This window comes from Amycolatopsis sp. NPDC104819 (assembly GCF_055583145.1).
The window spans coordinates 87616-112964 of the sequence record NZ_JBVJON010000021.1 but is presented as its reverse complement, the minus strand read 5'-3'; the positions used below and the strand labels follow the sequence as shown (position 1 = coordinate 112964).

The 25349-nt window shown below is 71.6% G+C and carries 35 protein-coding genes and 2 pseudogenes; 18 read left to right on the top strand and 19 right to left on the bottom strand.

Annotation, left to right across the window (positions count from 1 at the left end):
* Nucleotides 1-191 precede the first annotated feature (191 nt).
* The 5 genes from trpA to ACZ63E_RS43205 form a co-directional block, all read right to left on the bottom strand.
* The gene (gene trpA, locus ACZ63E_RS43225; RefSeq protein WP_465342122.1) at nucleotides 192-983 is read right to left on the bottom strand and encodes a tryptophan synthase subunit alpha; all 792 of its coding nucleotides are present in this window, start codon (nucleotides 981-983) and stop codon (nucleotides 192-194) included.
* Complete coding sequence (gene trpB / locus ACZ63E_RS43220) at nucleotides 980-2191, bottom strand: tryptophan synthase subunit beta (RefSeq protein ID WP_465342121.1); 1212 nt, start codon at nucleotides 2189-2191, stop codon at nucleotides 980-982. The genes trpA and trpB overlap by 4 nt, the downstream gene beginning before the upstream one ends.
* A complete protein-coding gene (trpC, locus tag ACZ63E_RS43215; protein WP_465342120.1) occupies nucleotides 2188-2997 on the bottom strand; it encodes an indole-3-glycerol phosphate synthase TrpC in 810 nt (269 codons plus the stop codon). The genes trpB and trpC overlap by 4 nt, the downstream gene beginning before the upstream one ends.
* A gap of 124 nt (nucleotides 2998-3121) precedes the next feature.
* A complete protein-coding gene (locus ACZ63E_RS43210) occupies nucleotides 3122-3649 on the bottom strand; it encodes a Trp biosynthesis-associated membrane protein (RefSeq protein ID WP_465308280.1) in 528 nt (175 codons plus the stop codon).
* A 34-nt stretch (nucleotides 3650-3683) separates the two neighbouring features.
* Nucleotides 3684-5234: an anthranilate synthase component I gene (locus ACZ63E_RS43205; RefSeq protein ID WP_465342119.1), complete on the bottom strand. Its 1551-nt coding sequence runs from the start codon at nucleotides 5232-5234 to the stop codon at nucleotides 3684-3686.
* Nucleotides 5235-5353: 119 nt separating this feature from the next.
* On the opposite strand from ACZ63E_RS43205, the gene ACZ63E_RS43200 reads away from it, so the two are divergent.
* The 4 genes and pseudogenes from ACZ63E_RS43200 (at nucleotide 5354) to ACZ63E_RS43185 (ending at nucleotide 7311) form a co-directional block, all read left to right on the top strand.
* Nucleotides 5354-5617 carry a hypothetical protein gene (locus ACZ63E_RS43200; RefSeq protein WP_465342118.1) on the top strand — a complete coding sequence of 88 codons (264 nt, stop codon included), beginning with the start codon at nucleotides 5354-5356 and terminating at the stop codon, nucleotides 5615-5617.
* A gap of 87 nt (nucleotides 5618-5704) precedes the next feature.
* A pseudogene (locus tag ACZ63E_RS43195) lies at nucleotides 5705-6142 on the top strand (DddA-like double-stranded DNA deaminase toxin); the annotation flags it as partial.
* Nucleotides 6139-6645, top strand: a complete 507-nt coding sequence (locus ACZ63E_RS43190; protein ID WP_465342117.1) for an Imm1 family immunity protein — start codon at nucleotides 6139-6141, stop codon at nucleotides 6643-6645. The pseudogene ACZ63E_RS43195 and the gene ACZ63E_RS43190, both read left to right, overlap by 4 nt.
* 51 nt (nucleotides 6646-6696) lie before the next feature.
* Nucleotides 6697-7311, top strand: coding sequence for a TetR/AcrR family transcriptional regulator (locus ACZ63E_RS43185; RefSeq protein WP_465342116.1), 615 nt, complete (start codon nucleotides 6697-6699; stop codon nucleotides 7309-7311).
* On the opposite strand, the gene ACZ63E_RS43180 is transcribed toward ACZ63E_RS43185, so the two are convergent.
* Nucleotides 7292-8284, bottom strand: coding sequence for a DUF3592 domain-containing protein (locus ACZ63E_RS43180; protein ID WP_465342115.1), 993 nt, complete (start codon nucleotides 8282-8284; stop codon nucleotides 7292-7294). The genes ACZ63E_RS43185 and ACZ63E_RS43180 overlap by 20 nt on opposite strands.
* A gap of 199 nt (nucleotides 8285-8483) precedes the next feature.
* On the opposite strand from ACZ63E_RS43180, the gene ACZ63E_RS43175 reads away from it, so the two are divergent.
* Nucleotides 8484-9317: a helix-turn-helix domain-containing protein gene (locus ACZ63E_RS43175; RefSeq protein WP_465342114.1), complete on the top strand. Its 834-nt coding sequence runs from the start codon at nucleotides 8484-8486 to the stop codon at nucleotides 9315-9317.
* A gap of 11 nt (nucleotides 9318-9328) precedes the next feature.
* Nucleotides 9329-9496, top strand: coding sequence for a DUF397 domain-containing protein (locus ACZ63E_RS43170; protein ID WP_465342113.1), 168 nt, complete (start codon nucleotides 9329-9331; stop codon nucleotides 9494-9496).
* Here the strand turns inward: ACZ63E_RS43170 and ACZ63E_RS43165 are convergent.
* The 5 genes from ACZ63E_RS43165 to hisF form a co-directional block, all read right to left on the bottom strand.
* Nucleotides 9441-9704 carry a hypothetical protein gene (locus ACZ63E_RS43165; RefSeq protein ID WP_465342111.1) on the bottom strand — a complete coding sequence of 88 codons (264 nt, stop codon included), beginning with the start codon at nucleotides 9702-9704 and terminating at the stop codon, nucleotides 9441-9443. The genes ACZ63E_RS43170 and ACZ63E_RS43165 overlap by 56 nt on opposite strands.
* Before the next feature lie 415 nt (nucleotides 9705-10119).
* Nucleotides 10120-10482, bottom strand: coding sequence for a DUF1304 domain-containing protein (locus tag ACZ63E_RS43160; RefSeq protein ID WP_465342110.1), 363 nt, complete (start codon nucleotides 10480-10482; stop codon nucleotides 10120-10122).
* Entirely contained in the window at nucleotides 10479-10841 is a 363-nt protein-coding gene (gene hisI / locus ACZ63E_RS43155) for a phosphoribosyl-AMP cyclohydrolase (RefSeq protein WP_465307983.1), read from the bottom strand. Before hisI ends, ACZ63E_RS43160 begins: the two co-directional genes overlap by 4 nt.
* Complete coding sequence (locus ACZ63E_RS43150) at nucleotides 10838-11215, bottom strand: hypothetical protein (RefSeq protein ID WP_465342108.1); 378 nt, start codon at nucleotides 11213-11215, stop codon at nucleotides 10838-10840. The genes hisI and ACZ63E_RS43150 overlap by 4 nt, the downstream gene beginning before the upstream one ends.
* Nucleotides 11212-11985, bottom strand: a complete 774-nt coding sequence (gene hisF / locus ACZ63E_RS43145; protein WP_465342107.1) for an imidazole glycerol phosphate synthase subunit HisF — start codon at nucleotides 11983-11985, stop codon at nucleotides 11212-11214. The genes ACZ63E_RS43150 and hisF overlap by 4 nt, the downstream gene beginning before the upstream one ends.
* Nucleotides 11986-12023: 38 nt before the next feature.
* Here hisF and ACZ63E_RS43140 point away from each other — a divergent pair, with 38 nt between their 5' ends.
* The 5 genes from ACZ63E_RS43140 to ACZ63E_RS43120 all read left to right on the top strand — a co-directional run bounded on the left by ACZ63E_RS43140 (nucleotide 12024) and on the right by ACZ63E_RS43120 (nucleotide 14984).
* Nucleotides 12024-12611 carry a TetR/AcrR family transcriptional regulator gene (locus ACZ63E_RS43140; RefSeq protein ID WP_465342106.1) on the top strand — a complete coding sequence of 196 codons (588 nt, stop codon included), beginning with the start codon at nucleotides 12024-12026 and terminating at the stop codon, nucleotides 12609-12611.
* A gap of 137 nt (nucleotides 12612-12748) precedes the next feature.
* The gene (locus ACZ63E_RS43135; RefSeq protein WP_465342104.1) at nucleotides 12749-13051 is read left to right on the top strand and encodes a hypothetical protein; all 303 of its coding nucleotides are present in this window, start codon (nucleotides 12749-12751) and stop codon (nucleotides 13049-13051) included.
* A gap of 139 nt (nucleotides 13052-13190) precedes the next feature.
* A complete protein-coding gene (locus ACZ63E_RS43130) occupies nucleotides 13191-13451 on the top strand; it encodes a hypothetical protein (RefSeq protein WP_465342103.1) in 261 nt (86 codons plus the stop codon).
* A gap of 67 nt (nucleotides 13452-13518) precedes the next feature.
* Complete coding sequence (locus ACZ63E_RS43125; protein ID WP_465342102.1) at nucleotides 13519-14016, top strand: SigE family RNA polymerase sigma factor; 498 nt, start codon at nucleotides 13519-13521, stop codon at nucleotides 14014-14016.
* Nucleotides 14013-14984, top strand: coding sequence for a hypothetical protein (locus ACZ63E_RS43120; RefSeq protein ID WP_465342101.1), 972 nt, complete (start codon nucleotides 14013-14015; stop codon nucleotides 14982-14984). The genes ACZ63E_RS43125 and ACZ63E_RS43120 overlap by 4 nt, the downstream gene beginning before the upstream one ends.
* On the opposite strand, the pseudogene ACZ63E_RS43115 reads toward ACZ63E_RS43120, so the two are convergent.
* Nucleotides 14974-15922 (bottom strand): annotated as a pseudogene (locus ACZ63E_RS43115) (hypothetical protein). The gene ACZ63E_RS43120 and the pseudogene ACZ63E_RS43115 overlap by 11 nt on opposite strands.
* 174 nt (nucleotides 15923-16096) lie before the next feature.
* Here ACZ63E_RS43115 and ACZ63E_RS43110 point away from each other — a divergent pair.
* The 3 genes from ACZ63E_RS43110 to ACZ63E_RS43100 are packed head-to-tail and all read left to right on the top strand — an operon-like array spanning nucleotide 16097 to nucleotide 17911.
* Nucleotides 16097-16780 carry an ABC transporter ATP-binding protein gene (locus ACZ63E_RS43110; RefSeq protein WP_465342100.1) on the top strand — a complete coding sequence of 228 codons (684 nt, stop codon included), beginning with the start codon at nucleotides 16097-16099 and terminating at the stop codon, nucleotides 16778-16780.
* Nucleotides 16777-17511, top strand: coding sequence for an ABC transporter permease (locus ACZ63E_RS43105; protein ID WP_465342099.1), 735 nt, complete (start codon nucleotides 16777-16779; stop codon nucleotides 17509-17511). Before ACZ63E_RS43110 ends, ACZ63E_RS43105 begins: the two co-directional genes overlap by 4 nt.
* A gap of 13 nt (nucleotides 17512-17524) precedes the next feature.
* The gene (locus tag ACZ63E_RS43100) at nucleotides 17525-17911 is read left to right on the top strand and encodes a PPOX class F420-dependent oxidoreductase (protein WP_465342098.1); all 387 of its coding nucleotides are present in this window, start codon (nucleotides 17525-17527) and stop codon (nucleotides 17909-17911) included.
* On the opposite strand, the gene ACZ63E_RS43095 is transcribed toward ACZ63E_RS43100, so the two are convergent.
* From ACZ63E_RS43095 to ACZ63E_RS43085, 3 genes are all read right to left on the bottom strand, one after another.
* Nucleotides 17895-18368 carry a GNAT family N-acetyltransferase gene (locus ACZ63E_RS43095; protein ID WP_465342097.1) on the bottom strand — a complete coding sequence of 158 codons (474 nt, stop codon included), beginning with the start codon at nucleotides 18366-18368 and terminating at the stop codon, nucleotides 17895-17897. The genes ACZ63E_RS43100 and ACZ63E_RS43095 overlap by 17 nt on opposite strands.
* A 67-nt stretch (nucleotides 18369-18435) precedes the next feature.
* The gene (locus tag ACZ63E_RS43090; RefSeq protein WP_465342096.1) at nucleotides 18436-18777 is read right to left on the bottom strand and encodes a DUF1330 domain-containing protein; all 342 of its coding nucleotides are present in this window, start codon (nucleotides 18775-18777) and stop codon (nucleotides 18436-18438) included.
* A 57-nt stretch (nucleotides 18778-18834) separates the two neighbouring features.
* On the bottom strand, nucleotides 18835-19761 hold the full coding sequence (locus ACZ63E_RS43085; protein ID WP_465342095.1) for an AraC family transcriptional regulator: 927 nt from the start codon (nucleotides 19759-19761) through the stop codon (nucleotides 18835-18837).
* Between the two features lie 82 nt (nucleotides 19762-19843).
* Between ACZ63E_RS43085 and ACZ63E_RS43080 the strand changes: the two genes are divergently transcribed.
* Nucleotides 19844-20242, top strand: a complete 399-nt coding sequence (locus ACZ63E_RS43080; protein WP_465342094.1) for a pyridoxamine 5'-phosphate oxidase family protein — start codon at nucleotides 19844-19846, stop codon at nucleotides 20240-20242.
* Here ACZ63E_RS43080 and priA read toward each other — a convergent pair.
* From priA to ACZ63E_RS43065, 3 genes are read right to left on the bottom strand one after another with little or no spacing between them, the layout of a single operon-like run.
* The gene (gene priA, locus ACZ63E_RS43075; protein WP_465342093.1) at nucleotides 20239-20976 is read right to left on the bottom strand and encodes a bifunctional 1-(5-phosphoribosyl)-5-((5-phosphoribosylamino)methylideneamino)imidazole-4-carboxamide isomerase/phosphoribosylanthranilate isomerase PriA; all 738 of its coding nucleotides are present in this window, start codon (nucleotides 20974-20976) and stop codon (nucleotides 20239-20241) included. The two genes, ACZ63E_RS43080 and priA, sit on opposite strands and share 4 nt — an antisense overlap.
* Before the next feature lie 36 nt (nucleotides 20977-21012).
* A complete protein-coding gene (hisH, locus tag ACZ63E_RS43070) occupies nucleotides 21013-21633 on the bottom strand; it encodes an imidazole glycerol phosphate synthase subunit HisH (protein ID WP_465342128.1) in 621 nt (206 codons plus the stop codon).
* 31 nt (nucleotides 21634-21664) lie between these two features.
* A complete protein-coding gene (locus tag ACZ63E_RS43065) occupies nucleotides 21665-22519 on the bottom strand; it encodes a hypothetical protein (protein ID WP_465342092.1) in 855 nt (284 codons plus the stop codon).
* Nucleotides 22520-22689: 170 nt separating this feature from the next.
* Between ACZ63E_RS43065 and ACZ63E_RS43060 the strand changes: the two genes are divergently transcribed.
* The 3 genes from ACZ63E_RS43060 to ACZ63E_RS43050 are packed head-to-tail and all read left to right on the top strand — an operon-like array spanning nucleotide 22690 to nucleotide 24651.
* Nucleotides 22690-22866: a hypothetical protein gene (locus tag ACZ63E_RS43060; RefSeq protein ID WP_465342091.1), complete on the top strand. Its 177-nt coding sequence runs from the start codon at nucleotides 22690-22692 to the stop codon at nucleotides 22864-22866.
* A gap of 48 nt (nucleotides 22867-22914) precedes the next feature.
* Nucleotides 22915-24087: an acyl-CoA dehydrogenase family protein gene (locus tag ACZ63E_RS43055; protein WP_465342090.1), complete on the top strand. Its 1173-nt coding sequence runs from the start codon at nucleotides 22915-22917 to the stop codon at nucleotides 24085-24087.
* A 36-nt stretch (nucleotides 24088-24123) separates the two neighbouring features.
* Nucleotides 24124-24651: an NIPSNAP family protein gene (locus tag ACZ63E_RS43050; RefSeq protein ID WP_465308018.1), complete on the top strand. Its 528-nt coding sequence runs from the start codon at nucleotides 24124-24126 to the stop codon at nucleotides 24649-24651.
* On the opposite strand, the gene ACZ63E_RS43045 is transcribed toward ACZ63E_RS43050, so the two are convergent.
* Complete coding sequence (locus ACZ63E_RS43045; protein ID WP_465342088.1) at nucleotides 24637-25059, bottom strand: NUDIX hydrolase; 423 nt, start codon at nucleotides 25057-25059, stop codon at nucleotides 24637-24639. The two genes, ACZ63E_RS43050 and ACZ63E_RS43045, sit on opposite strands and share 15 nt — an antisense overlap.
* Nucleotides 25060-25349 lie beyond the last annotated feature (290 nt).

The following is a 25349-nucleotide window of genomic DNA, read 5'->3' as shown; positions in this document are numbered from 1 at the left end:
CGCCTGCCTCACGATCACCATCGATGTGACCGTCACCGACGCCGCGGCAAGCCCGTTGACACGCCCCACCCCGCCCTAACTACCCGGCCTTGCCCCAATGACCCATTCGCGACGGCGCGGCAAGGCCCGGAAAGCCGTGAAGGCCTCCTCCCGGGCAAAACCCGGTGAGGAGGCCTCCACAGACCAAAGACTCAAGCCTTGGCAACCGTCCGGCGCACACCCTCCGCCAGCTCCGCCGACAGCGCCCGGACGCCCGAAGGGCCCTCCGCCGCCGCCGTCACCAGCGCCGATCCCACGATCACCGCGTCCGCGAACGACGCCACCTCGGCCGCCTGGTCGCCCGACCGGACGCCCAACCCCACGCCGATCGACAGGGATGTGTGCGCTCGGGTGCGGCGGACCAGGTCCTCCGCGTGGACGCCCACCTGGTCGCGCGCGCCCGTCACGCCCATCACCGCCGTTGCGTAGATGAAGCCCGAGGCCGCGTCCACCGTGCGGGCGATGCGCTCCTCCGAGGACGACGGCGCCACCAGGAAGATCCGGTCCAGGCCGTGCTCGTCGGACGCCGTCATCCACGGGGCCGCTTCGTCCGGGATCAGGTCCGGCGTGATCATGCCGAGCCCGCCCGCCGAAGCGAGGTCACGCGCGAAACGGTCGACGCCGTAGCGGTGCACCGGGTTCCAGTACGTCATCACGACCGCACGGCCACCACGCGCCGAGACCGACTCGACCACCTCGAACAGGTGCTTGAGGCGGAAGCCGTTGTCCAGCGCCGTCACCGACGCCGCCTGGATCGTCGGGCCGTCCATCACCGGATCCGAGTACGGGACGCCGACCTCGATCAGGTCCGCGCCGCCGTCGACGCACGCCGCGATCAGGTCCTTGGACCCCGCGACCGTCGGGAACCCGGCCGGGAGATACCCGATCAGCGCGCCGCGGCCTTCCGCGCGTGTCGCCGCGAAGAGGTCGTCCAACCCGCTCATTCGTTCACCAGTCCGAACCACTTCGCCGCCGTGTCCATGTCCTTGTCGCCACGGCCCGAGAGGTTCACCACGATCAGCCCGGACGGCCCCAGCTCGCGGCCCAGCACCAGCGCGCCGGCCAGCGCGTGCGCCGACTCGATCGCCGGGATGATGCCTTCGGTCCGGGACAGCAGCATGAACGCGTCCATCGCCTCGGCGTCGGTGACCGGCCGGTACTCGGCGCGGCCGGTGTCCTTGAGCCACGCGTGCTCCGGGCCGACGCCCGGGTAGTCCAGCCCGGCCGAGATCGAGTGCGACTCGACCGTCTGACCGTCCTCGTCCTGCAGCAGGTACGTCATCGCGCCGTGCAGGTTGCCCGGGGACCCCTTGGTCAGCGTCGCCCCGTGACGGTTGCCCTCGATGCCCTCGCCGCCCGGCTCCAGGCCGACCAGCCGCACCGACGGGTCGTCGTAGAAGCCCGAAAAGATGCCGATCGCGTTCGACCCGCCGCCGACGCACGCCGCGACGACGTCGGGCAGGCGGCCGGCCTGCTCGAGGATCTGCGCCCGCGCCTCCTCACCGATGACGTGGTGGAAGTTACGGACCATCGCCGGGAACGGCGCCGGGCCGGCGGCCGTGCCGAAGAGGTAGTGCGTGGTGTCGGCGTTGGCGACCCAGTCGCGCAGCGCCTCGTTGATCGCGTCCTTCAGCGTCCGCGACCCCGTCTTCACCGGGATCACCTGGGCGCCGAGCAGCCGCATGCGGGCCACGTTCAGCGCCTGGCGCTCGGTGTCGACCTCGCCCATGTAGACGATGCAGTCGAGGTCGAGCAGCGCGCACGCGGTGGCCGTCGCGACGCCGTGCTGGCCCGCGCCGGTTTCGGCGATGACGCGCTTCTTGCCCATCCGCTTGGTGAGCAGCGCCTGGCCCAGCACGTTGTTGATCTTGTGCGAGCCGGTGTGGTTCAGGTCTTCCCGTTTGAGGAAGACGCGCGCGCCGCCGGCGTGCTCGCCGAAGCGCTTGGCCTCGGTCAGCAGCGACGGGCGGCCCGCGTACTCCCGCAGCAGGCGGTTGAACTCGTTCAGGAACTCCGGGTCGTTGCGCGCCTTGTCGTACTCGGTCGCGACCTCGTCGACGACGCCGATCAGCGCCTCCGGCATGAACCGGCCGCCGTACGGGCCGTAGTAACCGCGCTCGTCCGGGTCGTGCTCGCCGTGCTCAGCGGTCACCGCGACGGCCTCGGGCAGGCGGGGTGCGAACCGGCGGTGACGAGCTTGACCAGGGCGCCCTTCGGGTCACCCGAGGCGACGAGCCCTTCGCCGACCAGCACCGCGTCGGCGCCGTGCCCGGCGTAGGACATCAGGTCGCCCGGCCCGCGGACCCCGGACTCGGCGACCTTGTAGACGTCCATCGGCAGGCCGGGGGCCAGCCGCGAGAAGACGTCGCGGTCCACCTCGAGGGTGTGCAGGTTGCGCGCGTTGACGCCGATGACCTTGGCGCCCGCCTCGAGGGCCCGGTCGGCCTCCTCGGCGTTGTGGATCTCCACCAGCGCGGTCATGCCGAGGGACTCGACGCGGTCGAGCAGCGCGGCGAGCGCGTTCTGCTCCAGCGCGGCGACGATCAGCAGCACCATGTCGGCGCCGTGCAGGCGGGCCTCGTGCACCTGGTAGGGGCTGACGATGAAGTCCTTGCGCAGCACCGGGATGTCCACGGCGGCGCGGACGGCGTCGAGGTCGGCCAGCGAACCGCCGAAGCGGCGCTGTTCGGTCAGCACGCTGATCACCCGCGCGCCGCCGACCTCGTAGTCCTTCGCCAGCGCCGCGGGGTCGGGAATGTCGGCCAGGTCACCCTTGGACGGGCTGCGCCGCTTCACCTCGGCGATGACGCCGATGCCGGACTCGCGCAGCGCGGACATCACGTCGCGGGGCGGCTGCGCGGCGGCCGCGCGGATCTTCAGCTGGTCGAACGGCAGCGCGGACTCCCGCACGGCGAGGTCTTCCCGCACGCCGGCGACGATCTCTTCGAGCACGCTCACCGGGCGCCCCCGCCCGGGCACGTGGTCACCGATTCACTCGCAAGGTCGCTCACAAAAACCTTCCCCTTCCCGCCGAAACGATGCTAACCCCCGCATCTGGAGCGCTCGGTTCCGGGTGCGTGCGTTACTCCGAATGCCTGGCCCGGACGTCGGTGGGGTCCTCCCCCTCCGACAGCGCTTCCCACAGCTCGGCGTCCGGATCACGCACCTTCTTCCGGGTCGCCGGCGCCGCGTACTTCGCGCCGAGCCGCGCGGCTTTGCCCGCGCCCTTGACCGCTGCCAACCCGCCCGCCGCGACGAGAATTCCCCCGAGCACGGCCAGGCCGCGCCCGAGCAGCATCTGCGTCACAGGGAGGCCGTCGGCGTAACCGCCGAAACGGACCCCGGCCACGCCGGACCAGACCGCGGCGACGCCGGCCAGCGCCAGCACGACGCCGAGCACGCGCCGCGCCCAGCCGCCGGTGGCGATCACCCCGGCCACACCCGCCAGCGCGAGCAGGGCGAGCGGCACGAGCGCGGTCGCGCGCTGCTCACCGGTCTCGCGGTAGAGGACGGTCCCGCGCACGCCGCCGTCGCGGAACTCGGCGAACCACGTCAGCCGGGACGCGCCCCACAGCGCCAGCGCGCCCAGCAGCAGCGCGACGACGATCATCCACAGTGGACGCCGTGCCTGCTTCGGCGCGGGCTCAGACATGAGCGGAGTCCGCGGCCGGGTCGAGGGCGCCCGCCGCCACCATCGTCTGGGCGGCGGCGACCGCCGAAAGCACGGTCCTGGCCTTGTTCAGCGACTCGGTGTCCTCGTAGTCCGGCACCGAGTCGGCGACCACGCCACCGCCGGCCTGGACGTGCGCGATGCCGTCCTTGACCAGCGCGGTGCGGATCGCGATCGCGGTGTCGGCGTCACCGGCGAAGTCGAGGTAGCCGACCACACCGCCGTACAGCGCGCGGCGGACCGGCTCCAGCTCCTCGATCAGCTCCATCGCGCGGACCTTCGGCGCGCCCGAGAGCGTCCCGGCCGGGAAGCACGCCGTGACCGCGTCGAACGCCGTCTTGTCGTCGGCCAGCTCGCCGGTGACGGTCGACACGATGTGCATGACGTGGCTGTAGCGCTCGATCTGGAAGAAGTCGACGACGCGCACGGTGCCCGGCTTGCAGACCTTGCCGAGGTCGTTGCGGCCGAGGTCGACGAGCATCAGGTGCTCGGCGCGCTCCTTCTCGTCGGCCAGCAGGTCCTTGGCCAGCTGCGCGTCCTCCTCCGGGTCGGCGCCGCGCCAGCGGGTGCCCGCGATCGGGTGCGTGGTCGCCTTGCCGTCCCGCACGGTGACCAGCGACTCGGGGCTGGACCCGACGATGTCGAAGCCGTCGAGCCGCAGCAGGTACATGTACGGGCTGGGGTTGGACGTCCGGAGCACGCGGTAGATGTCGAGCGCGTCGGCGGCGGTCGGGATCTCGAACCGTTGCGACGGCACGATCTGGAACGCTTCGCCGGCCTTGATCGCCTCGACGGCCTTCTCGACCGCGGCGTGGAAGTCTTCCTTGGACCGCTTCCGCACGAACTCCGGCGCGGGCCGGTCGAACGCGGCGACGGTCGCCGGCGCGGGCACCTGCAGCTGCTCGGTCATCGCGCTCAGGCGCGCGACGGCGTCGTCGTAGGCCGCGTCCACGCGCTCGGGCGAGTCGTCCCAGTTGACGGCGTTCGCGATGAGCGTGACCGTGCCCTCGTGGTGGTCGAACGCCGCGAGGTCGGTGGCCAGGAGCATGGTCAGCTCGGGGATGTCGAGGTCGCGCTCGGCCAGCTCCGGCAGCTTTTCCAGCCAGCGCACGGCGTCGTAGCCGACGTAGCCGACCATGCCGCCGGTCAGCGGCGGCAACCCGGGCAGCTGCTCGGTGTGCAACGCTTCGATCGTTTCGCGCAGGACGTCGAGCGGGTTGCCTTCGGAAGGCAGGCCGACCGGCGGCGTGCCGGTCCAGACCGCTTCGCCGTCGCGGACGGTGAGCGCGGCCGGGCTGCGGACGCCGATGAACGACCAGCGCGTCCAGGAGGCGCCGTTTTCGGCGGATTCGAAGAGGAATGTGCCCGGCCGGTCGGCGGCGAGCTTGCGGTAGACCCCGATCGGCGTCTCGCCGTCGGCGAGGACCCGGCGCACGACCGGGATCACGCGGCGGTTTTCGGCGAGGGCGCGGAAGTCCTCGCGGGACGGGCTGACCGAGCCGGGACCGGCGGATGCGCTGACCATGGACCTCATTGTGCCGCGTGGCGGACAGCGGCACGCGGCGGCCGCCGGATCGAGGGACCGAAACTGTCCGTGCCGGTCCGTACACTCGGAGTCGGCAGCCAAGCCACCGAGGGGGAACCATGAACAGCGCGCTCAACGAGCTCGCGGGGCAGCTCACCGCCGCGGCGGACCGGATTCCGCACGACGTCGCCGCGGCGCTGACCGCGCAGTTCGACGAGACAATCGCCCTGTGCGAAAGCCTCGTCGCCGGCACCGGTCACGAAAGCGTGATCCACCGGCTCAAGTCCATCAGCGAGCACCTCACGGCCGAAATCGCGGCAAAGCTCGGAGAAGCACGCGAAGCTCTGACCGAAACAGCCGGCAACATCGTCCGGGGCGGTTAGGGAGATGCCGGGGCGCGCGCCGGGGACCCGCCTAGAAAGACTTCCCCGACACACACGAACGGGCACGGACACCGTTATCCGGCCGCGGCGGCCGGGATCGCCGATGACCTGCCGCCGCGAGTCGACCACTCCGCCGAAGCGCGGGGACGGACGACCGCGGTCCCGCGCTCGAACGGGCGGAAGCTCCCGGCGGTGCGGTCCGGCGGCCCGGCCGGAGATCCGGTGGTGCGAGCGGCCTACGAGCTTCTGCGCGGCCACGGATACACCGACGAAGAAGCCAAGTTCCTCAGATGGCACGCGGAGATCAAGGTGGCGGCCCTGATGCACCGGTCCGCGGTGACCGACGTGGAGATCGCGATCAACAACACCCCGTGCGGCACCGAGCAGTTCCCCTGGCATCCCAACGTGTGTGCCCGGGTGCTCGACCGGCTGTTCCCGCCGGGCGGGCCGATGCGGTTGACCGTATACGGCTCCTACCAGGACAATCAGCCCTACGAGAGAAGGTTTGGGAGGCGTGGCCCGTGACCATCAGCAGCGCGGAGCTCGAAGTGATCCGCCGGGACAACGCGATCACCTTGACCCAGTCCCGGGAGATTCCCGACTTCGACGAGCTCCTGCACACGATCGGTCACCTCGACCCCGGGTCTCCCGGAACCCCGGGTACTCGCTGGGCCGTGTGGCGTCACGACCTCGGCGACGGTGGCCCGGTCCTTCTCGCTGGCATCCGGGCGGATCGGGGCACCCTGAGCTGGTTCGATTCCGGTGGCGAGCAGGAGTTCGTCCCGGCGGAAACCCGGATCTCCGGCCCCTCGGTGGAGTACTGGCGTGGCGGCCAGCCCGAAGGCTGCAGCAAGGGCGAGGAAATAGTGGTGGACGTCGTGTTCGCCGCGGTGCGCGAGTTCGTCACGACCGGGCAGCGGCCGACGGTCGTCGAGTGGGTTCTCGCCGAGGACGTCGGCGGTCACGAGCCCGGGCGCCGGCTGGAAGACGACCCGCTGTTCCAGGCTTGGGAGGCCGCTGCCGAGTGAGCTAATTCAACATAGATTGAATTAAGCGGACGCCTGGGTCATGATGGGGCGGTGAGCACCACCGACAGCACCGAGAGTACTGCGCGCCGCCGGGGCCGGCGGCCCGCCGGCCAGGACACGCGCACCGCGCTGGTCGAAGCCGCGCGGGCCGTGTTCGCCGAGAACGGCTACGACGGTGCGACCGTGCGCGCGATCGCCACCCGCGCCGGCGTCGACGCGGCGATGGTCAACCACTGGTTCGGCAGCAAGGAGGGCCTCTTCGCCCAGGCCGTGCTCAAGCTGCCGTTCGACCCGCTGGAGCTGCAGAAGATCCTCCGGGACGGCCCCGACGACGAGCTCGGCGAACGGATCGTCCGCACCTTCATCACCCGCTGGGACGGCGCGGGCGGCGGGGTGTTCGTCGCGCTCATCCGCAGTGTCGCCGGCCACGAGCAGGCCGGGCACGTGCTACGCGACTTCTTCCAGCAGTTCTTCACGTCGCTGATCGCGTCGATGGGCGCGGACGACGTGTCGCTGCGGATGAACCTCTGCGCTTCCCAGATGGTGGGCATGGGCATGATCCGGTACGTGGCGAAGTTCGAGCCGTTCGCGAGCGAAGACGTCGAGGTCCTCGTGCGGGCGGTCGCGCCGAACCTGCAGCGCTACCTCACCGGGGAGATCGGGTAGCCGTCGCGTATCCGGGCACCGCGTACAGCGCCCGCCCCCGCGGGCTGTACGGGAACACCACGACCATCGTGCGGCCCCAGCCGCCGACCCACGCGTGCAGGTCCTCCTCGCCGGACAGCGCGCGGACGCCGTGGGTCGACACCGAGCAGCGGAGCACGACGCCGGTCCCGTCGCGGTAGCCCACGTGCAGGACGTGCACCTGGTTCCGGCGGCCGGCGCCGTGGCTCAGCTCCGGCACGACCGTGACCCCGGCGATCCGCCAGCCGGTGCGAGCCACCGCGCGGACCCGGCGCCGCCAGCCCACCGCCGCCACGGCCGCGAACGGCAGCAGGACCAGCGCGACCAGCATCGGGACGGAGCAGAGCCCAACGAGAACCTGGTTTTCGTTCTCCTCGTCGGTCGTGCGGACGCGCTCGGGATCGGCCGGGTCGTAGACCACGGTCACCTCGTCGCCGACGTGGTAGTCGCGGCCGGAGTGCCAGACGATCTCCGCGGTCCGCGTGCCGTACCGCACCGTGATCCACGGCGTGCCCTTGACGGGGTCGACGGCCGAGAGCACCACCCCGGGCACCCGGACCCCGGTGGCGAGGAGGTCGTCGGCGGACGCCCGCACCAGGCCGAGGCCGGCGACGGCGGCCGCGATCACCGCCGGCCAGACCAGCGCGAGCGCCACCGCGTGGCGGGCGGTCCGGCGCAGCCGGGCGGTCAACGCCGTGAGCTCCCCCGCGGCGGGGTCCGCCGGCGGCAGCCACGGGCCGAAGTCCGCGGGAAGCTCCCGCCGGGCCACGACCCGCAGCCGGAAGACACCCAGGAAGGTCAGCGCCAGAGAGCCCGCGAGAATGACCGTCTCGCCGAGCAGTTCGCCGTCTTCGAAGACGTAGCCGGGCACGACCAGCGAGTAGGTCAGGCCCGCCGCGAAGACCACGAAGACGAGACCGCAGACGACGGCGACGGTCAGCCAGAGCCCTCTCATGGAGCGATCGTAGGGCCGTTGAGCAGGGCCGATGCTGCGAGAAACGGCATAGGCGGGCGAGGCAACCGGACGGGCTCCCCGCGCGTGCAAGGGAGCAGGCACAGCGCATCACCCGAATGCGCGAAAGAATGGCGGTCATCGCGGTTCGCGGACACCATTCGCACATTCGGGGAATCGACGGGATTCGTATCCTTTTCCCATGAAACCCACGTCCTCGAGCCCGGCGGCCCGCACTCTCGCCGCTTCGCTGCGCGAAGAACGCGAAGTACGCAAAGTCGGCCTTCGTCAGCTCGCGGAGATGCTCGGGATCATCCCGCAACTGTTGTCGGCGTGGGAGAAGGGGCAGCGGTTGCCGAGCGTCGAGGACGTGTCGGCGATCCTCGCGCTGCTGGGGGTGACCGGTGAGCAGCGCGACCGGATCCGGACCCTGGCCCGGCACGCCCGGGAGCCCAACTGGCTCGCATCGAGCAACTCGGACCTGCCGTTCGCCCTCACCACGGTCCTGAACCTGGAAAGCACAGCCACCGGGATCACGGTGTGGTCGCCCCTGATCGTGCCGGGACTCCTCCAGACGCCGGGTTACATCCGTTCCATCATGGACAAGTCACCGGTGACGATCGAGCAGGCGGACAAGCGGCTCCGGGTCCGGCTGAACCGGCAGCGGGTTCTCACTCGCCGGGAGCCGATTCGCTACACCGCTTTGCTCGGAGAGCGGGCACTGCACGAGAACTTCGGCAGTTCCGGAATCATGTCCGACCAACTCGACCACCTGGTGGAAATGTCCGAGCGCGCGAACATCAGCGTGCGCATCGTGCGCGCCGGGATCGGGTACCACCCGGGGTTGATCGGCCCCTTCGAAATCTACGACTTCGGCACCTCACCGCCGATCACAGCGGTCGAGCACGTTCACTCGACCGCCTTCCTCCACGAGCCCGAGCAGACCTCGGGCCATCGAGCCGTTGCTAAACTGCTAGGAGGACTAGCACTGAGCGAAGAGGCGACCCGCGCTCTGCTGCGGGAGGCCGCACAGTAACGGAGGCCATCGTGAGCGTCTGGCGGAAGTCGTCGTACAGCGGCCACGAAGGCAGCTGTGTCGAGGTGGCGCTCGGGCGGGTCGTGGGCGTGCGGGACACCAAGGCGCGCTCGGCGGGTCAGCTCAGCGTTTCCGCCCGTGCCTGGGAATCCGCGCTGGCGCGGCTTCGGTCGCGCTGAGCCGGGCGTCGCGCTTCAAGCGCGAGGCGAAGAGCCACGCGTACCCCAGGACGGCCAGCATGCCGCCCACCACCACAGCGAACGCGCCCCACAGCACGTCGTTCGTCAGCAGCACCACGAACGCCACGATGATCACCGCCACCGCGAGCCCGGTCGTGATCGTGAAGTTCCGCAGCCGTCGGCTCACTTCGGCTTTCCCCAGCGCCATCAGCCGAGCCTAGCTCGTGATCCGGGGTTCGTGCGCCACCACCGGGACGGCGTACGGCCACGGGTCGGACTCGCCGGGCGAGAAGAGCACGACCATGAACCGTCCCGCGCCGCCTGCTGAAGGAATGCGTCGAGCTCCTGCGGTACAACAAGATCCGGCGGTGGTCGCGGTACCGGACGCTGCCCTCGGCGAGCGTCGGCAGAACACAGGACGGCGATCACCCCGGCGCCCAGCACGAGGCCGAACGCGATCCCGCCCCGCGCCCTTCGGCACGTGCTCGACGGACGGCAGCGCGCCGGCGGCGGTCCGGCACCGGCCGAGCACCAGCAGGACGACGACCGTCGCGACCTCGAGCGCACACCGCAGCCCCACCGCCACGTGACAAGCCCGTCGCATCCGGGCGGCGTACGCCCGCTCAGCGCGCCAGCAGCAGCGCGATGAGCGCCAGGGTCCCGGGCAGGACCTGCACGAAGAGGATGCGCTTGTTCGCCGTCGCCGCGCCGTAGAGGCCCGCGACGATCACGCACACGATGCCGTACAGCTTGAGCTGGAAGCCCGTCGGATCACTCGCGACGAGCCCCCACACGAGCGCGAGGGCCAGGAAGCCGTTGTACAGCCCCTGGTTCGCGGCCAGCGGCGCGCTCTCCTTCGCGAACTCCTCGGTGGTGCCGAAGGCCGCCCGGGCCCGCGGGGTCGTCCAGAGGAACATCTCCAGCACGACGATGTAGACGTGGATCAGGGCCACCAGCCCGACCAGGACGTCCGCGACGATCCTCACGCGTTCTCTTTCTCATCGGCCAGGAGCAGGCGCTCTTCGGTGTCGAAACAGGTGTGCGTGCCGGTGTGACAGGCCGGGCCGGTCTGGTCGACGCGCAGCAGGACCGTATCGCCGTCGCAGTCGATCCGCACTTCGCGGACGTGCTGGTAGTGCCCGGACGTCTCGCCCTTGACCCACAGCTTCTGCCGGCTGCGCGACCAGTACGTGCCGCGGCGGGTGGCCAGGGTGGCGGCCAGGGCGTCGTCGTTCATCCAGGCCATCATCAGCACGTCGGAGGTGGCGTGCTCGAGGACGACGGCGGCGATCAGGCCGTCGGCGTTGCGCTTGAGGCGCGCCGAGACGGCCGCGTCCAGGGTCATGCTTCGGCTCCCAGGATGTGCCGCTTGAGCGGCATCGAGTTCAGCAGGACGAATGCGTAGCCGTAGCCGGCGAAGGACAGGCCGGAGAACAGCTTGTTGAACCACAGCTCCGCGCCGAGCAGCAGGAAGGCGTGCAGCAGCGCGAACACGACCGTGACGACCAGGCCGCCGATGCGGGCGCTGCCCATCTTGAGCACCAGGCCGGTCGTCACGACGCCGCCGAGGATGAGCGCGAGCGCGGGCATCCGGTAGATCGCCAGGCCCGCCCCGGCGCTCAGCACGGGGATCAGGTCGAGCAGCGCCCAGGCGACCGGCAGGCCGATCAGCAGGCCGGCGACGACCTTGACCTCGACGGGGGCTTGCCAGGACCTCATCGGACCTCGACCCCGCCTTCGCGCAGCGCGTCCTTGACGTCGCCGATCTTCAGCTGTCCGAAGTGGAACACGCTGGCCGCGAGCACGGCGTCGGCGCCCGTCTGGACCGCGGGCAGGAAGTGCTCGAGCGCCCCCGCTCCCCCGCTCGCGATCACCGGGACGCGCACGGCCTTGCGGACCAGCTCGATGAGCTCGAGGTCGAAGCCGTTCTTGGTGCCGTCGGCGTCCATGGAGTTCAGGAGGATCTCGCCGACCCCGAGCTCCTCGCCGCGCGCGGCCCACTCGACGGCGTCGATGCCGGTGCCGCGGCGACCGCCGTGGGTGGTGACCTCGAAGCCGGACGCGGTCGGCTCGCCGCCCTCGGGCACGCGGCGCGCGTCGACCGACAGGACGATGCACTGGGCGCCGAACCGGCGCGAAGCCTCGTGGAGGAACTCCGGCCGGGCGATCGCGGCGGTGTTGATGCTGACCTTGTCCGCGCCCGTGCGCAGCAGCCGGTTGACGTCGTCGTTGCTGCGGACGCCACCGCCGACGGTGAGCGGGATGAACACCTGCTCGGCGGTGCGGCGGACGACGTCGTAGGTGGTCTCGCGGTCGCCCGAGGACGCCGTGACGTCGAGGAACGTCAGCTCGTCGGCTCCTTCGGCGTCGTAACGCCGGGCCAGCTCGACGGGGTCGCCGGCGTCCCGCAGGCCGGCGAAGTTGACGCCCTTCACGACCCGGCCCGCGTCGACGTCGAGACAGGGGATCACCCGCACCGCGACAGACATGCCCACCAGCGTAGTCAAGAGCGTTCTAAGCTCGGCCAATGGCACGGGCGGGGCGGCGGCCGGGGCAGACCGACACGCGGGAGAAGATCCTCGACGCGGCGCGGCACCGGTTCGCCGAGCTGGGGTACGACGGCGCGACGGTCCGCGGGATCGCCGCCGACGCGGGCGTCAACGCGGCCCTGCTGCACCACTTCTTCGGCAGCAAGCAGCAGCTGTTCGCGGCGGCGATGAACCTGCCGGTGAACCCGGCCGAGCTGGTCCCGCTGATCCTCGCGGGCCCGCGTTCGGGCCTGGGCGAACGGCTGGTGCGGGCGTTCCTGGCGGTCTGGGCGTCGCCGGAGGGGCGGACGCCGTTCGTCGCGATGCTGCGCGCGGCGGCGACGAACGAGCAGGTCGCGCTGATGATGCGCCAGTTCATCGAGCGCGCGGTGCTGGCCGAGGTGGCCCGGGCGCTGGAGGTGCCGCGCATCCGCGTGACCGGGATCGCGGCGCAGATGATGGGCGTCGCGCTGCTGCGGTACGTGATCAAGCTGCCGCCGCTGGCCGCGGCGTCCGACGAGGAGATCGTCGCGCTGCTGGCGCCGGTCGCGCAGTACTACCTGGATCCGGAAGCCGACCCCTCGTAGGCCGGCGCGTTCACCTCGCGGTCCACATACCGAGATTTTCGTCCCAAAAGACGCATCTTTCCCTGTGAAAGCTCGCCCCTGCGAACGCCGACGACCCGGCGATCTGGGTCCACCCGCACGACCCGTCCCGCAGCATCGTGCTCGGCACGCTGAAGGGCGGCCTCGCGGCGTTCGACCTCGACGCGCGGACGCTGCAGGTGGTCCCGGCGGGGTTTCGGCAAAGTCGGATTCGCGCGGCCGAGCTGCCACCGGCGGCTCCTGCCCCCTGCGGCGGCCCGCGTCTCGACTCGCTCCGATCGCAACTTTTGTGTCGCGAATGGGTCATTCGGGACGCCAGACGTCCCCAATGGGCCATTCGCGACACCGGAACCGGGTGCCAGACCGTGTCGGGGGCTCAGGATGCCGCGAGGTCGTTCGAGGGTCCGGTCGCGATGGTGTGAGTGACCGCGACCCGCACTGGCGGCGTCGCGCTGCTGAGGCTGGTCGACCTGCCCACGTCGTTCCGGCTGCCGGACGGGGGCGCCGTGCGAGGAGCCGGGCGAGCGGCCGCAGCTGGAGGGGTCGGTCATCGACGGCCGGGTGCTCCACACCGCGGGTTCGGGCGGCCGGAGCTGGTCGACCGGGTGCGTTCGTACGGCGTCCCGGCCCCGCTGGGACGCCGCCACCGAAGAGTGCGTGCCGTCCGGACCGGACCCCGGCTTCGGCGGCAAGCGCACGCGTGACCTGCGGATCGTCGCCGGCCGCGGCACGGACTCAGTCGAGCACTCCGACGGCTCGGCCATCAACACGGCCTACCTCGGCCGCCGCTTCGCGTTCCTGCGGCTCGAAGACGTTCTTTAAATACATCTCACACCCGTGCATCAACGCCGCCCCCTCACGCGTCCATGGGGGTGACGAAGGGGACTGCGTGGGTTTCGAAGAGTTCGTGGCGGAGCGGCTGGACGGGCTGCTCCGCTACGCCACCGTCCTGACGAACGACCCGCACCTGGCGCAGGACATCGTCCAGGACGTGCTCCTGCGCGCCCAGCAGCGGTGGGACGGCATCGACTCCCCGCCGACCTACGTGCGGCGGATGGTCACCAACGAGTACCTGTCGTGGCGGCGGCGGGCGGTGCGGCGCGTGGTGCCGAGCAGCCACGACGTCCTCGACGCGCTCGGGCCGCCGGAAGCCGACCCCTCGGCCGCCTACGACGAGCGGGACGCCATGCTCGGCCTGCTCGCCACCCTGCCGCGCAAGCAGCGCGCGGCGATCGTGCTGCGCTACTACGAGAGCTACTCCGACGCCGAGATCGCCGCCGTCCTGCGCTGCGGCGTCTCCACCGTGCGCAGCCAGATCTCCCGTGCGCTGGCCACGTTGCGCCGGGCCCCGCAGCCGACGGCCCTCACCACCGGAGACCACGCATGACCCGCAGCGACCACGACACCGAGACGCTGATCCGGGAAAGCCTGGACCGGCTCGCCGCCCGCGCCCCCGACGGCCACGCCGTCCGCGAAGCGCTCGCCCGGCGGACGCGGCGGCGCGCGCCGGTGCGGCTCGCGCTGGTGGCCGCGGCCGTCGTCGCGCTGGTGGCCGGGGTGATCACCGGGACGCAGCTGCTCACGACACCGCCCGGCCTCGACCCGGCCGCCGGGCGCCCGGTGCTCGGGTACTCCCCCGGCTGGCTGCCGGACGGCTTCACCGAGCAGTACCGCGAGGGCGGTCCCGGCACCGCGCCGCAGGTCCGGCGCTGGTTCGCCGGGCCGGCGGAGGTCACGCTGTCGGCGTACTCGACCGCCGATCCCGAGTGGTCGCGGACCGCGCTGCGGATCGCGGCGCTCAAGGACCAGACGCTCGTGCACGGCCGGGTCGCCATGGTCACCGGCGACGCGGAAAGCTCCGCGCTGCTCACCTGGCTGGCCGACGACGACCACGTGCTGACCGCGCGGGTCTCGGGGGTCCCGGACGCGCGCGCGGTCGCCCAGCGGATCGCCGACGGCGTCACGACACAGGCCGTCGGCGTCCGCGGTGAGCTGCGGTTCGGCCCGCTCCCGGACGGGCTGGCCGAGCGCTCGGCCGCGGTGAAGGGCGCCGGCCCCGCCGACGGCTCGACCGAGCTGACCGCGGCGGCCCCGGGCCGGGCGCCCGTGCGGGTCACGGCGAGCGCGGGCTCCCCCGGTGTCAACGGCGCCGCGTCGATCGCGGTCCGCGGCGGGCAGGGGTTCTGGCTGGCGCCCGCGAACGGCCGGGCCGGGACGGTCGCCGTCCGCCTGCCGTCGGGCCGGTGGCTGACGGTCGCCGGGACGGAACCGCAGGCCGAGCTGGTCGCCGTCGCCGACGGCGTCCAGCTCGACCCGGCGCCCGACTACCGCTGGCTCGGGCGGCCTACCAGCTGACCGCCGGGAACCAGATGATCCCGAGCCGGCCGAGCACGCGGACGTCCCAGTAGAGCAGCGTGAACGTGCCGCCGACGAGCAGCGCGGCGCCGGTCACGGTCGCGATCCGGGCCGGCTTCGCGGCCAGCCAACGCTGCACGCGCCCGCCCGTCGCGTGCGTCAGGATCAGGAACAGCACACCCATGATCACGATGTTGCCGAGCGACTGCAGGGCGAACGCGGCGGCGCCGTAGAAGACGTTGTGCTGCTCGGCGGCGCTGCGGAACATGATCCGGAACAGCGGGTACGGCCGGCCTCAAGGACGCTGCACCAGTGAGCGCGCCCATCAGGACCAGCGGCGCGGCCGGGTGGCGGCTGACGAAGCCGGCGAACGGGTTGTGCAGGATGCCGAGCGCGATCAGGCCCAGCACCAGGAACACGAGCCCGACCACCCCGAAGGCGATCATGGACTGGATGCTGCGCGGGGTGAGCCCGCTGCCGGTCGCGGTGGAGAACTGCGGCATGCGCGTGCCGACCAGCGCGACGACCACGCCGTAGACGACCGACACGGTGAGCATGCCGGCGGCGATCCAGCCGAGCGGCTTGAGCGTGGTCGCGAAGCGCCGTTTCTCCCCGGCCTGGCCGCCGACCAGCGGGGCGACCGCGCCGAAGGCGGCGATGTTGCAGGCGGTGAAGGAGCCCGCGAGGCCGGAGACGAACGCGAACAGCGTCCCGGCGAGCACGCCGCTGATCGGAGTCGCCTTGGCGTCGTACCCGAGCAGGCCGTTCGCGACGCTGTCGCCGATCACGGAGTCGACGAACGGCGCCGACCACAGCGCGGTCAGCGCGAAGCCGGCGAGGACGGCGACGAGCGCGACCACGGCCCGGCGCGAGGGATACGGCCCCGCGCCGAAGAAGCCGGCCTGCGGATGTACGGGGACTTCGTGGGTGACGGCCATCAAGTCTTCCCTCCAGGGTGCGGGTAAACCCAGCCGTTCGATCGTCGCAAGAAGGCGTGTTGAAGCGCTTCTGCCGATGTGCCCCATCCGGTTGCGCCGGGTGCGTGCTTGACGCGGACTTCACCTCGGGCGCAGAATTAAACACATGACTAATTCTGCGCTCGTGGTCTCCGGGTGCGGGTCCGGCGCGGCGGCCGGCCGGTCGTGCGCGACGTCAGCTTCGAAGTGCCCCGCGGCAGCGTCACCGGGCTCCTCGGCCCGAGCGGCTGCGGCAAGACGACGCTGATGCGCGCCGTCGTCGGCGTGCAGATCGTCGAGGGCGGCGCCGTCACCGTGCTGGGCCTGCCCGCCGGCAGCCCGCCGCTGCGGCGCCGGATCGGCTACGCGACGCAGAACCCGGCGATCTACGCGGACCTCACCATCCGGGAAGCCCTGCGCTACTTCGCCGCGGTGCTGCGCGCGCCGGCGTCCGATGTGGACAGAGTGATCGCCGAAGTCGGGCTGGCCGACCACGCCGGGAAGCTGGTCGGCTCGCTGTCCGGCGGGCAGCACAACCGCGCGAACCTCGCCGTCGCGCTGCTCGGCGAGCCGGAGCTGCTGGTGCTCGACGAGCCGACCGTCGGGCTCGACCCGGTGCTGCGCAACGAGCTCTGGACGTTGTTCCGCCGGCTCGCCGACGCGGGCGCCACGCTGCTGGTGTCCAGCCACGTCATGGACGAAGCGGCCCGCTGCGACCGCCTCCTGCTCATGCGCGAAGGCGCGCTGCTGGCCGACGACGCGCCGCTCGCCCTGCGCGAGCGCACCGGCGCCGCCGACCTCGAAGGGGCGTTCCTGCACCTGGTGAGGGCCGCGTCGTGAACCCCGCCCTGACGCTCGCCACGACCCGGCGCATCCTCACGCAGCTGCGGCACGACCCGCGCACCGTCGTGATGCTCGTTCTCGTGCCGACGCTGCTGATGATCCTGCTGCGGTACGTGTTCGACTCGCCGCTGGTGTTCAGCCGCGTCGCGCCCGCGCTGCTCGGGGTGTTCCCGTTCCTGATCATGTTCCTGATCGCGTCGATCACGACGTTGCGGGAGCGCACGACGGCCACCCTCGAACGCCTGATGACCCTCCCGATCGGCCGGCTCGACCTGCTCTTCGGGTACGCGCTGGCGTTCGGCTCGATCGCCGTCGTCCAGGTGGCGCTCGCGGCCGGCGTCTCGTTGTGGTGGCTCGGCCTCGACCTCGCCGGGTCGGTGTTGATGCTGCTGCTGATCGCCGTCCTGGACGCGTTGCTGGGCATGGCGCTCGGGCTGTTCGTCAGCGCGTTCGCGCGCACCGAGTTCCAGGCCATCCAGTTCATGCCGGTGTTCGTGCTGCCGCAGATCCTGCTGTGCGGGCTCTTCGTGCCCCGCGCGGACATGGGCTGGCTGCTGCGGTGGCTGTCCGACGTGATGCCGTTGTCGTACGCGGTCGAGGCGCTGACGCGCGTCACGGCGTCGTCGACGGTGGACGCGGTGATCCTGCGGAACCTGCTGGTCGTCGCGTGCTGCGCGCTGCTGGCCCTGGTGCTCGGCGCGGCGACGTTGCGGCGGCGCACGCCGTGACTACCGTGGGCGCATGGCTTCCGAAACGGACCGGCTCGCGGCCGAGCGCTACGTCGTCCTGACCACGTTCCGCCGCGACGGCCGCGCCGTGCCGACCCCGATCTGGGTGGCCGGCGAGGGCGGCGAGCTCGTCTTCAACTCGGTGCGGGACACCGGCAAGGTCAAGCGCATCCGCAACAGCGGCCGCGTCGAGGTCCAGGCGTGCGACCTGCGCGGCAAGAAGACGCACGGCGCCGTCGCGAGCGGACAGGCGCGGCTGCTGGACCTCGACGAGACCCGGCGGATCCAGCAGGTGATCGGGCGCAAGTACGGCGTCTTCGGGCGGGTGTCGATGTTCTTCTCGAAGCTGCGCGGACCGGCCGACCGGACGATCGGGATCGCCGTCAAGCTGGACGGCTGAAGCCGCGGAAGCCGCGGCGCAGGTAGTTCGGCAGCGCGTTCGGGTGATCGAGGGTCGAGGTGTGCAGCCAGACGCGCCGCGCACCCGGCACCGCCCACGCGTCGGCGACGACGAGGGTGAGCGCGTACCCGCCGAGGCCTTTCCCGACGAACTCGGGCAGCAGGCCGAAGGTGGTGATCTCGACGTCCTGGTGGCGCCGCTCGAAGTCCGCGACCCCCGCGACCTCACCGCGGTACTCGATCAGCCGGTACCGGCGGTCCGGTTCGGCGAGCCAGGCTTCCCACGCCTCGTCGCTTCGCGAGACGCTCGGCCACTGGTAGGGCGTGCCGATCCGGACGTGCAGCCCCCGGATGTCCGGCCCCGGCCCGGCGGCCCGCAGCGCGACGCCGTCGACGGGCGGCGCCGGGTTGAGCCGGTCGGCCGCGGTCATTTCGAGCTGGGTGACGATCTCCTCCACCGCGGCAACCTACGGGCTGCGGGTGCCGCTGTCAGCCGCTTTTCGGTCGCTTCGGCCCGCCGCGTCGTCACGCCGCCGCGCGCATCGCGGCCGCCATCGCCGCCGAGTCGTGGTCCGGTCCACAGCCTTCGACGATGACCAGGTCACCCGGGATGTGGTCGGCCCGCAACCGCAGGATCGCCTGGTACGCGGGCGAGTCGTACCACTCGTGCGCGGCGGCGGCGCTCGGGAACTCGATGGTCACCAGCGCGCCCGGCCACTCCCCCTCCTTCACCACCACCGGCGCGCCGTGCACGACGAACCGGCCGCCGAAGGGGACGAGCGTCGCCTGGATGCGTTCGAGGTACTGGAAGACCTCCTCCGCGAGCACGGCGGGCGGGCGCAGGTGGGCGAGTCCGTAGGCGGTCATGACGTTCCTTTCGTCGGCTACGAAAGGAATCCTGCCGCGCTCATCGCCCAGCGTCGATTACGCCGGAGGTAATGCCGCCGCCGCGCGGAAGTCGCTCGGGGTCACCCCGCGGACCCGCTTGAAGGCCGCGCTGAAGCCGAACGGGTCGGCGTACCCGACGGCGCGGGCGGCGTCGGTGACCGTCGAGGAGCCGGCCAGCAGGTCGGCCGCCAGCGTCATGCGCCAGCGCGTCAGGTAGGTCAACGGCGGTTCGCCGACCAGCTCGGCGAACCGCTTGGCCAGCGTCGAGCGGGACACCCCGGCGCGCCCGGCCAGCGTCCCGACCGTCCACGGCGCCGCCGGTTCCGCGTGCAGCAGGCGCAGTGCGTGGCCGACCACCGGGTCGTGCTGGGCCGCCCACCACGCCGGGGGCTCGCCACCGGGCCGGTCGAACCAGTCGCGCAGCGTGCAGACCAGCATCCAGTCCAGCAGCCGGTCGAGCACCACCTGCTGGCCCGGCGTGTCGACGGCGACCTCGGCGGCGAGGTGGTCGAGCACGGCGTCGCCCGTGCCGCCGCCGGGAACGCGCAGCACCACCGGCAACGCCTCCAGCAGCCGACGGCTCAGCTCGCCGCGCACCGGGTAGGCGCCCACGATCAGCGTGGTCGGGCCGCCGGTGGTGTCGTGCCAGCCGAGCCGGTGCCGGGTGCCGCCCTCTTCCGGCGTCGCGCAGAACTCGCCGCACGCGACCGGCTCGGCGGGGGTGCCGGGCTCGTCGACGAAGGTGAAGGTCGACGGCCCGCGCACGATGATCGTGTCACCGGCCCGCAGCGGTTCGGGCGGCTCGCCTTCGGCCACGATCCAGCCCGACCCGCCGAGGACCGTGCACAGGGTCAGCGGCGCGCCGTCGACGAAGTGCAACGCCCAGGGCGGCGAGAGGGCCGAGCTGCCGAACAGCGAGCCGTGGGCCCGCACCCCGCGGATCAGGTCACTGAAGGCGTCCACCTCACCGAGGCTAGACGAACGGACAGGCGATCCGGCTTCTCACCCATGGAATCGTCCGAGCCGGGCCGGTTGAATCGGGGGCATGCTCACCCCAGACGACCTCGAGTTCCTCCACCGCCCACTGCACGGCTTCCTCACGGTGGCCGGCGGCGAGCCCCGGCCGGTGTGGTTCGAAGCCACCGACGACGGCACGATCCAGCTGTTCACGGAACCGGACGCCCTCAAGGTGCGGCGCGTGCGCCGCGACCCGCGCGCTTCGCTCGTCGTCGCCGCGCCGGTGGGCGAGCGCGAGCGCTGGGTGTCGGCGGCCGGGAGCGTCACCCTCGAACCGGAGGGCGCGCACGACCTCGCGACCCGCCTGGCGGCCCGCTACTGGGATCTCGATGACCCCGTGCGCGCGAAGGACCTCGCCGAAATCCTCGCGACGGACCAGCTCCGGCTGGTCATCCACCCGGAGCGGGTCCGCCGCTACAGGTACTAGACCTTCGCGACCGCGGCCAGCGCCTCGGGCAGCGTGAACGCCCCGGCGTACAGCGCCTTCCCGACGATGGAGCCCTCGACGCCGTCCGATGCCAAGCCGGCCAGGGCAACTAGGTCGGCGACGCTGGACACCCCGCCGGAGGCGATCACCGGGGAGTCGGTGCGGGCGACGACCTCGCGCAGCAGGTCGAGGTTCGGGCCCTGCAGGGTGCCGTCCTTGCTCACGTCGGTGACGACGAACCGGGACGCGCCGTCGCGGTCCAGGCGCTCCAGGACCTCCCAGAGGTCACCGCCGTCGGAGGTCCAGCCGCGGGCCGAAAGGCGGTGGCCGGCCTCGGTGATCCGCACGTCGAGGCCGATCGCGACGCGGTCGCCGTACTCGCCGATCACCCGCGCCGTCCACTCCGGGTCCTCGAGGGCGGCGGTGCCGAGGTTGACGCGGCGGGCGCCGGTGGCCAGCGCGGCCGTCAGCGACGCGTCGTCGCGGATGCCACCGGAGAGCTCGACCTGGACGTCGAGCTTGCCGACGACCTCGGCGAGCAGCTCGCGGTTGCCGCCCTTGCCGAACGCGGCGTCGAGGTCGACCAGGTGGATCCACTCGGCGCCGTCGCGCTGCCAGGCGAGCGCCGCGTCGAGCGGGCTGCCGTAGGAGGTCTCGGTGCCGGCCTCGCCCTGGACGAGTCGCACGGCCTGGCCATCGGCCACATCAACAGCGGGAAGCAGCGTGAAAGTCACGCCGGTAACTGTAAGGCGGAGACGCCCGTCACCCGGTCAGAGGGTCGCGAGCCAGTTGCGCAGCAGCTGCGCGCCGGCGTCGCCGGACTTCTCCGGGTGGAACTGGGTGGCCCACAGCGGCCCGTTCTCGACCGCAGCGACGAAGTCCTCGCCGTGGTTCGCCCAGGTCACCTTCGGTTCCTGACCGGCCAGTCCCGACTCCAGCTCCCACGTGCGGGCGGCGTAGGAGTGCACGAAGTAGAAGCGCTCTTCGGCGTCGAGGCCGGCGAAGAGCTGTGAGTCCGCCGGGGCGCGCACGGTGTTCCAGCCCATGTGCGGCAGCACGTCGGCCTTCAGCCGGTCGACGGTGCCCGGCCACTCCGCCGTGCCTTCGGTCTCCTCGCCGTGCTCGACGCCGCGCGAGAAGAGGATCTGCATGCCGACGCAGATGCCGAGCACCGGACGGCCGCCGGCGAGGCGCTTGCCGATGATCCGGTCGCCCTTCACCGCCAGCAGCCCCGCCATGCAGGCGGAGTAGGCGCCCACCCCGGGCACGACCAGGCCGTCGGCCTCGACCGCCGCATGCGGGTCGGCGGTGACCTCGACTTCGGCCCCGGCGCGCGCCACGGCGCGTTCGGCGGAGCGGAGGTTGCCGGAACCGTAGTCGAGGATCACCACACGAGACACGCACCCAGCGTAGCCGTCGCCCTCAGCGGCGTTCGAACGAATAGACGTCCGTCACGGTGTTGCACGGCGCGGGCGGCACGACCTCCACGCGCAGCACGCCCGCGTCGTAGTCGACGCCTTCCGGGGTGAAGGTGCCGGTGCAGGTGCTGACCAGCGGGACCTGGCTGATTTCGTGCACCTTGGCGGTGACGTCCCGGCCGTTCAGGGGCCGCGCGAGGTCGACCTGCAGCAGCTGCAGGTTGGTCGGGTAGAGGTCGTTGTTCGGGTCGGACGTCGCGCAGACCAAGCGTGTCGGGCTGACGAAGTCGCAGCCTTGGGCGCTGCGGATGTGGTGGTCGAGGTGGATCCGGGCGGCGACGGGCAGGTCACCGGCGGTCTTCGGGCCGCGCGGGTTGAGGAACGGCGTCGCGGAGACGGAGAAGCGGTCGGTCTCGCCGAGCGGGCCGGAGACCAGCCACTGGCCGTCGGGGGTGACCGCGACCTGGGCGTTCGCGTTGGCGGCGGGCTCGTCGGCCTGCAGCGGGTGGACGAACTCGGTCGTGGTGCCGTCCGGCTTCGTGACCAGGTACATCTTCTTGGCCGGCGTCGGCGTGACGGTGTCCTGGTAGACGTCGAAGACGTACCCGCGCAGGGAGTCGGGGTCGCCGACGTGGCCCCAGCCCTCGTCCTTGAGCGGCTGCGGGATGGTCGCGCCGTTGCGGTAGACGATCTCGGGCGGCTGCCCGGGCAGCCGGAGCGTGGTGATGCCCTCGCCGCTGACCCGGTTTTCGGCGGTGGTGTGCCCGACCTGGCGCCAGCGGGCGTCGTGGGCGGACGCGACACCGGTGGCGGTGAGCAGGGCGGCGGTGGTGAGAGCGAGCAGACTGGCCGCGCGCATGTGCGCTCCTCGGAAGTAGAGGCCATGGCGGCGGCGACGCGATTCTGCCATGGGTGGGTGACGGCGCGGAAGAATCTTGAAGAGACACGTTTCGCCGTCCCGGCAGCTGGGTATCCAGTCACTCGATCGTGTGAGGTCAGCCTCCACGACCGGACGCCAGGGAGGCGTACATGGCTGAGGACGACGTGCTGTCCCAGATGTTCCACGCCTGGCGCGACGACATCGAGAGTGTGCCGTTCCCGCAGTTCAGCGAGCTGCTGATCCCGCGCCAGCAGACCCGGCCGCGGCGCTCGCCGGCCGCGTCTGTCGTCCGCGTGACGAACGCCACTCGGGGAACAGACGCCTGACTGTGGTTTCCTGCGAGGGCCGCACCGACGCGTCCCCTTGGAGCCCTCATGAGCCGCACTCCGGACCCGCACGACTTCCTGGACCTCGACGCCGGGCTCGCCGAGGAAGAGCGCGCCATCCGCGACGCCGTGCGCGCGTACGCGAAGGACAACCTGCTGGACGCCGTCGCCGACTGGTACGAGACGGGCGTGCTCCCGGCCGCCGAGCTCGCGAAGGGCTTCGGCTCGCTGGGGCTGCTGGGCATGCACCTGGAGGGCTACGGCTGCGCGGGCACCAGCGCGGTCGCGTACGGCATCGCGTGCCGTGAGCTCGAAGCCGTCGACTCGGGGCTGCGGAGCTTCGTCTCGGTGCAGGGTTCGCTGGCGATGTACGCGATCCACAAGTGGGGCAGCGAAGAGCAGCGCAAGGAGTGGCTGCCGCGCATGGCCACCGGCGACGCGCTCGGCTGCTTCGGGCTGACCGAGCCGGACGCGGGCAGCGACCCGGGCTCGATGCGCACGCGCGCGGTGCGCGACGGGTCCGACTGGGTGCTGTCGGGCACGAAGATGTGGATCACCAACGGAACGGTCGCCGAGGTCGCGGTCGTCTGGGCCCAGACCGACGACGGCATCCGCGGTTTTGTCGTTCCGACGTCGACGCCGGGGTTCACGGCGAACGAGGTCAAGCACAAGCTGTCCCTGCGGGCTTCGCTGACGGCGGAACTGGTCCTCGACGGCGTCCGGCTGCCTGCTTCGGCGGCGTTCCCCGAGGTCAGGGGGTTGCGCGGGCCGCTGTCGTGCCTGAATGAGGCTCGCTACGGAATCCTGTTCGGCGTCGTCGGCGCGGCGCGGGCGTGTTACGAATCGGCGTTGGAGTACACGCTGGCGCGCTCGCAGTTCGGCAAGCCGCTGGCCGGGTTCCAGCTGACCCAGCGCAAGCTCGCCGACCTGCTGGTCGAGGTCAACCGCGCCGGCCTGGTGGCGCTGCAGATCGGCCGGCTGAAGGACGCGGGCTCGCTGCACCACAACCACGTGAGCTTCGGGAAGCTGGCCAACGTGCGCTCGGCGCTGGAGGTCGCCCGGACCGCGCGGACGATGCTCGGCGCGAACGGGATTTCGCTGGAGTACCCGGTGATGCGGCACATGGCGAACCTCGAGACGGTGCTGACGTACGAAGGCACGGAGGAGATGCACGCGCTGTCGCTCGGCCAGGCGGTGACGGGGCTGGCGGCGTTCCGCTGATCCGTTTTGTCGGTGGTGGCCGGTAGCTTGCCGTCCGTGGACTTTTCTTCATTCGAGACGGTGCTGGAGCTGCGCCGCTACACCCTGCACCCCGGGCGGCGCGACGAGCTGATCGAGCTGTTCGAGCGGGAGTTCGTCGAACCGCAGGAGGAGGCGGGAGCGCACCTGTTCGGGCTGTTCCGGTCCCCGGCGTCCCCGGACCAGTTCGTGTGGCTGCGGGGTTTTTCTTCGCTCGCTGCCCGGAAGTCGGCGCTGGAGGCGTTCTATACGGGCCCGGTGTGGCGTCGTCACCGAGACGCGGCGAACGCGACGATGGTGGACTCGGACGACGTGCTGCTGCTCCGTCCGGTCCGGCGTGGTCTTGCTTCGCCGCCGCCGGGTTCCGGCCTGTGTTTGACGGTCGGCGCTGCGGCTCCGTCGGCGTTCGCGGTGTTCGAGACGGAGCCGTCGCCGAACAACTTCCCCCAGCTGCCGGTGCGGGAGGACGGGCCGTTCACGGTGTCGTTCAGCCGGTCGGGTCCGGGGGAAGCCTTGGAGCCGACGACGCGATCACTGCTCCGGTGAGAGCAGTTCGGTGAGCCCGTCGGGAAAGAGGATCTTGCTGCCGGTGCGGAAGTCCTCGGCGTCGACCCACCGAGCGGTGGCAGGGTCGTCGAGGATCTTCATTTCGTCTTTGGCGTAGAAGCCGGGATCGGTGAACTCGGCGTCGTAGAGGAAGGCGATCTCGTGGCCGGCCTCGCCGCGCCAGGTGAAGACGTTCTCGAGGACGCCGAGCCGTCCGTGGACTTCGATCCCGGCGTCGAGCTCCTCGAGGAACTCGCGTTTGAGGGCTTCCTCGCCCCGCTCACCGAACTCGATGCCCCCACCGAGCGGCCGGTAAAAGGTCTGGCCGTCATCGTGGCCTTCGAAGACGAGCAACGAGTTCCCCCGCCGAATGATCCCGAGCGCGATCGGCCGGATGCTGGACGCCATGGGGGCAACGCTATCGGCTCGCAGCTCCCGAAGCACGACCCAAACCAGCCACCCACCCCCCAAGACGGTCAGAACCCCGACAGCCACCCAGGCCCCGCCACCGCCTCCGAACCCCCCGGCAACCGCGACCACGACGATGCCCACAGCAGGCACCACCCAGGGCGAGAAGCCCATCCCCACCTCGTCCCACGTTGTCGACTACGCCTGAATGCTGACCTAACATGGTCGGATCCTGGAGGGCGGGGTGAGGCGGATGTGGTCTCTGCGGCTGCTGCTCGCCCTCACCGGCG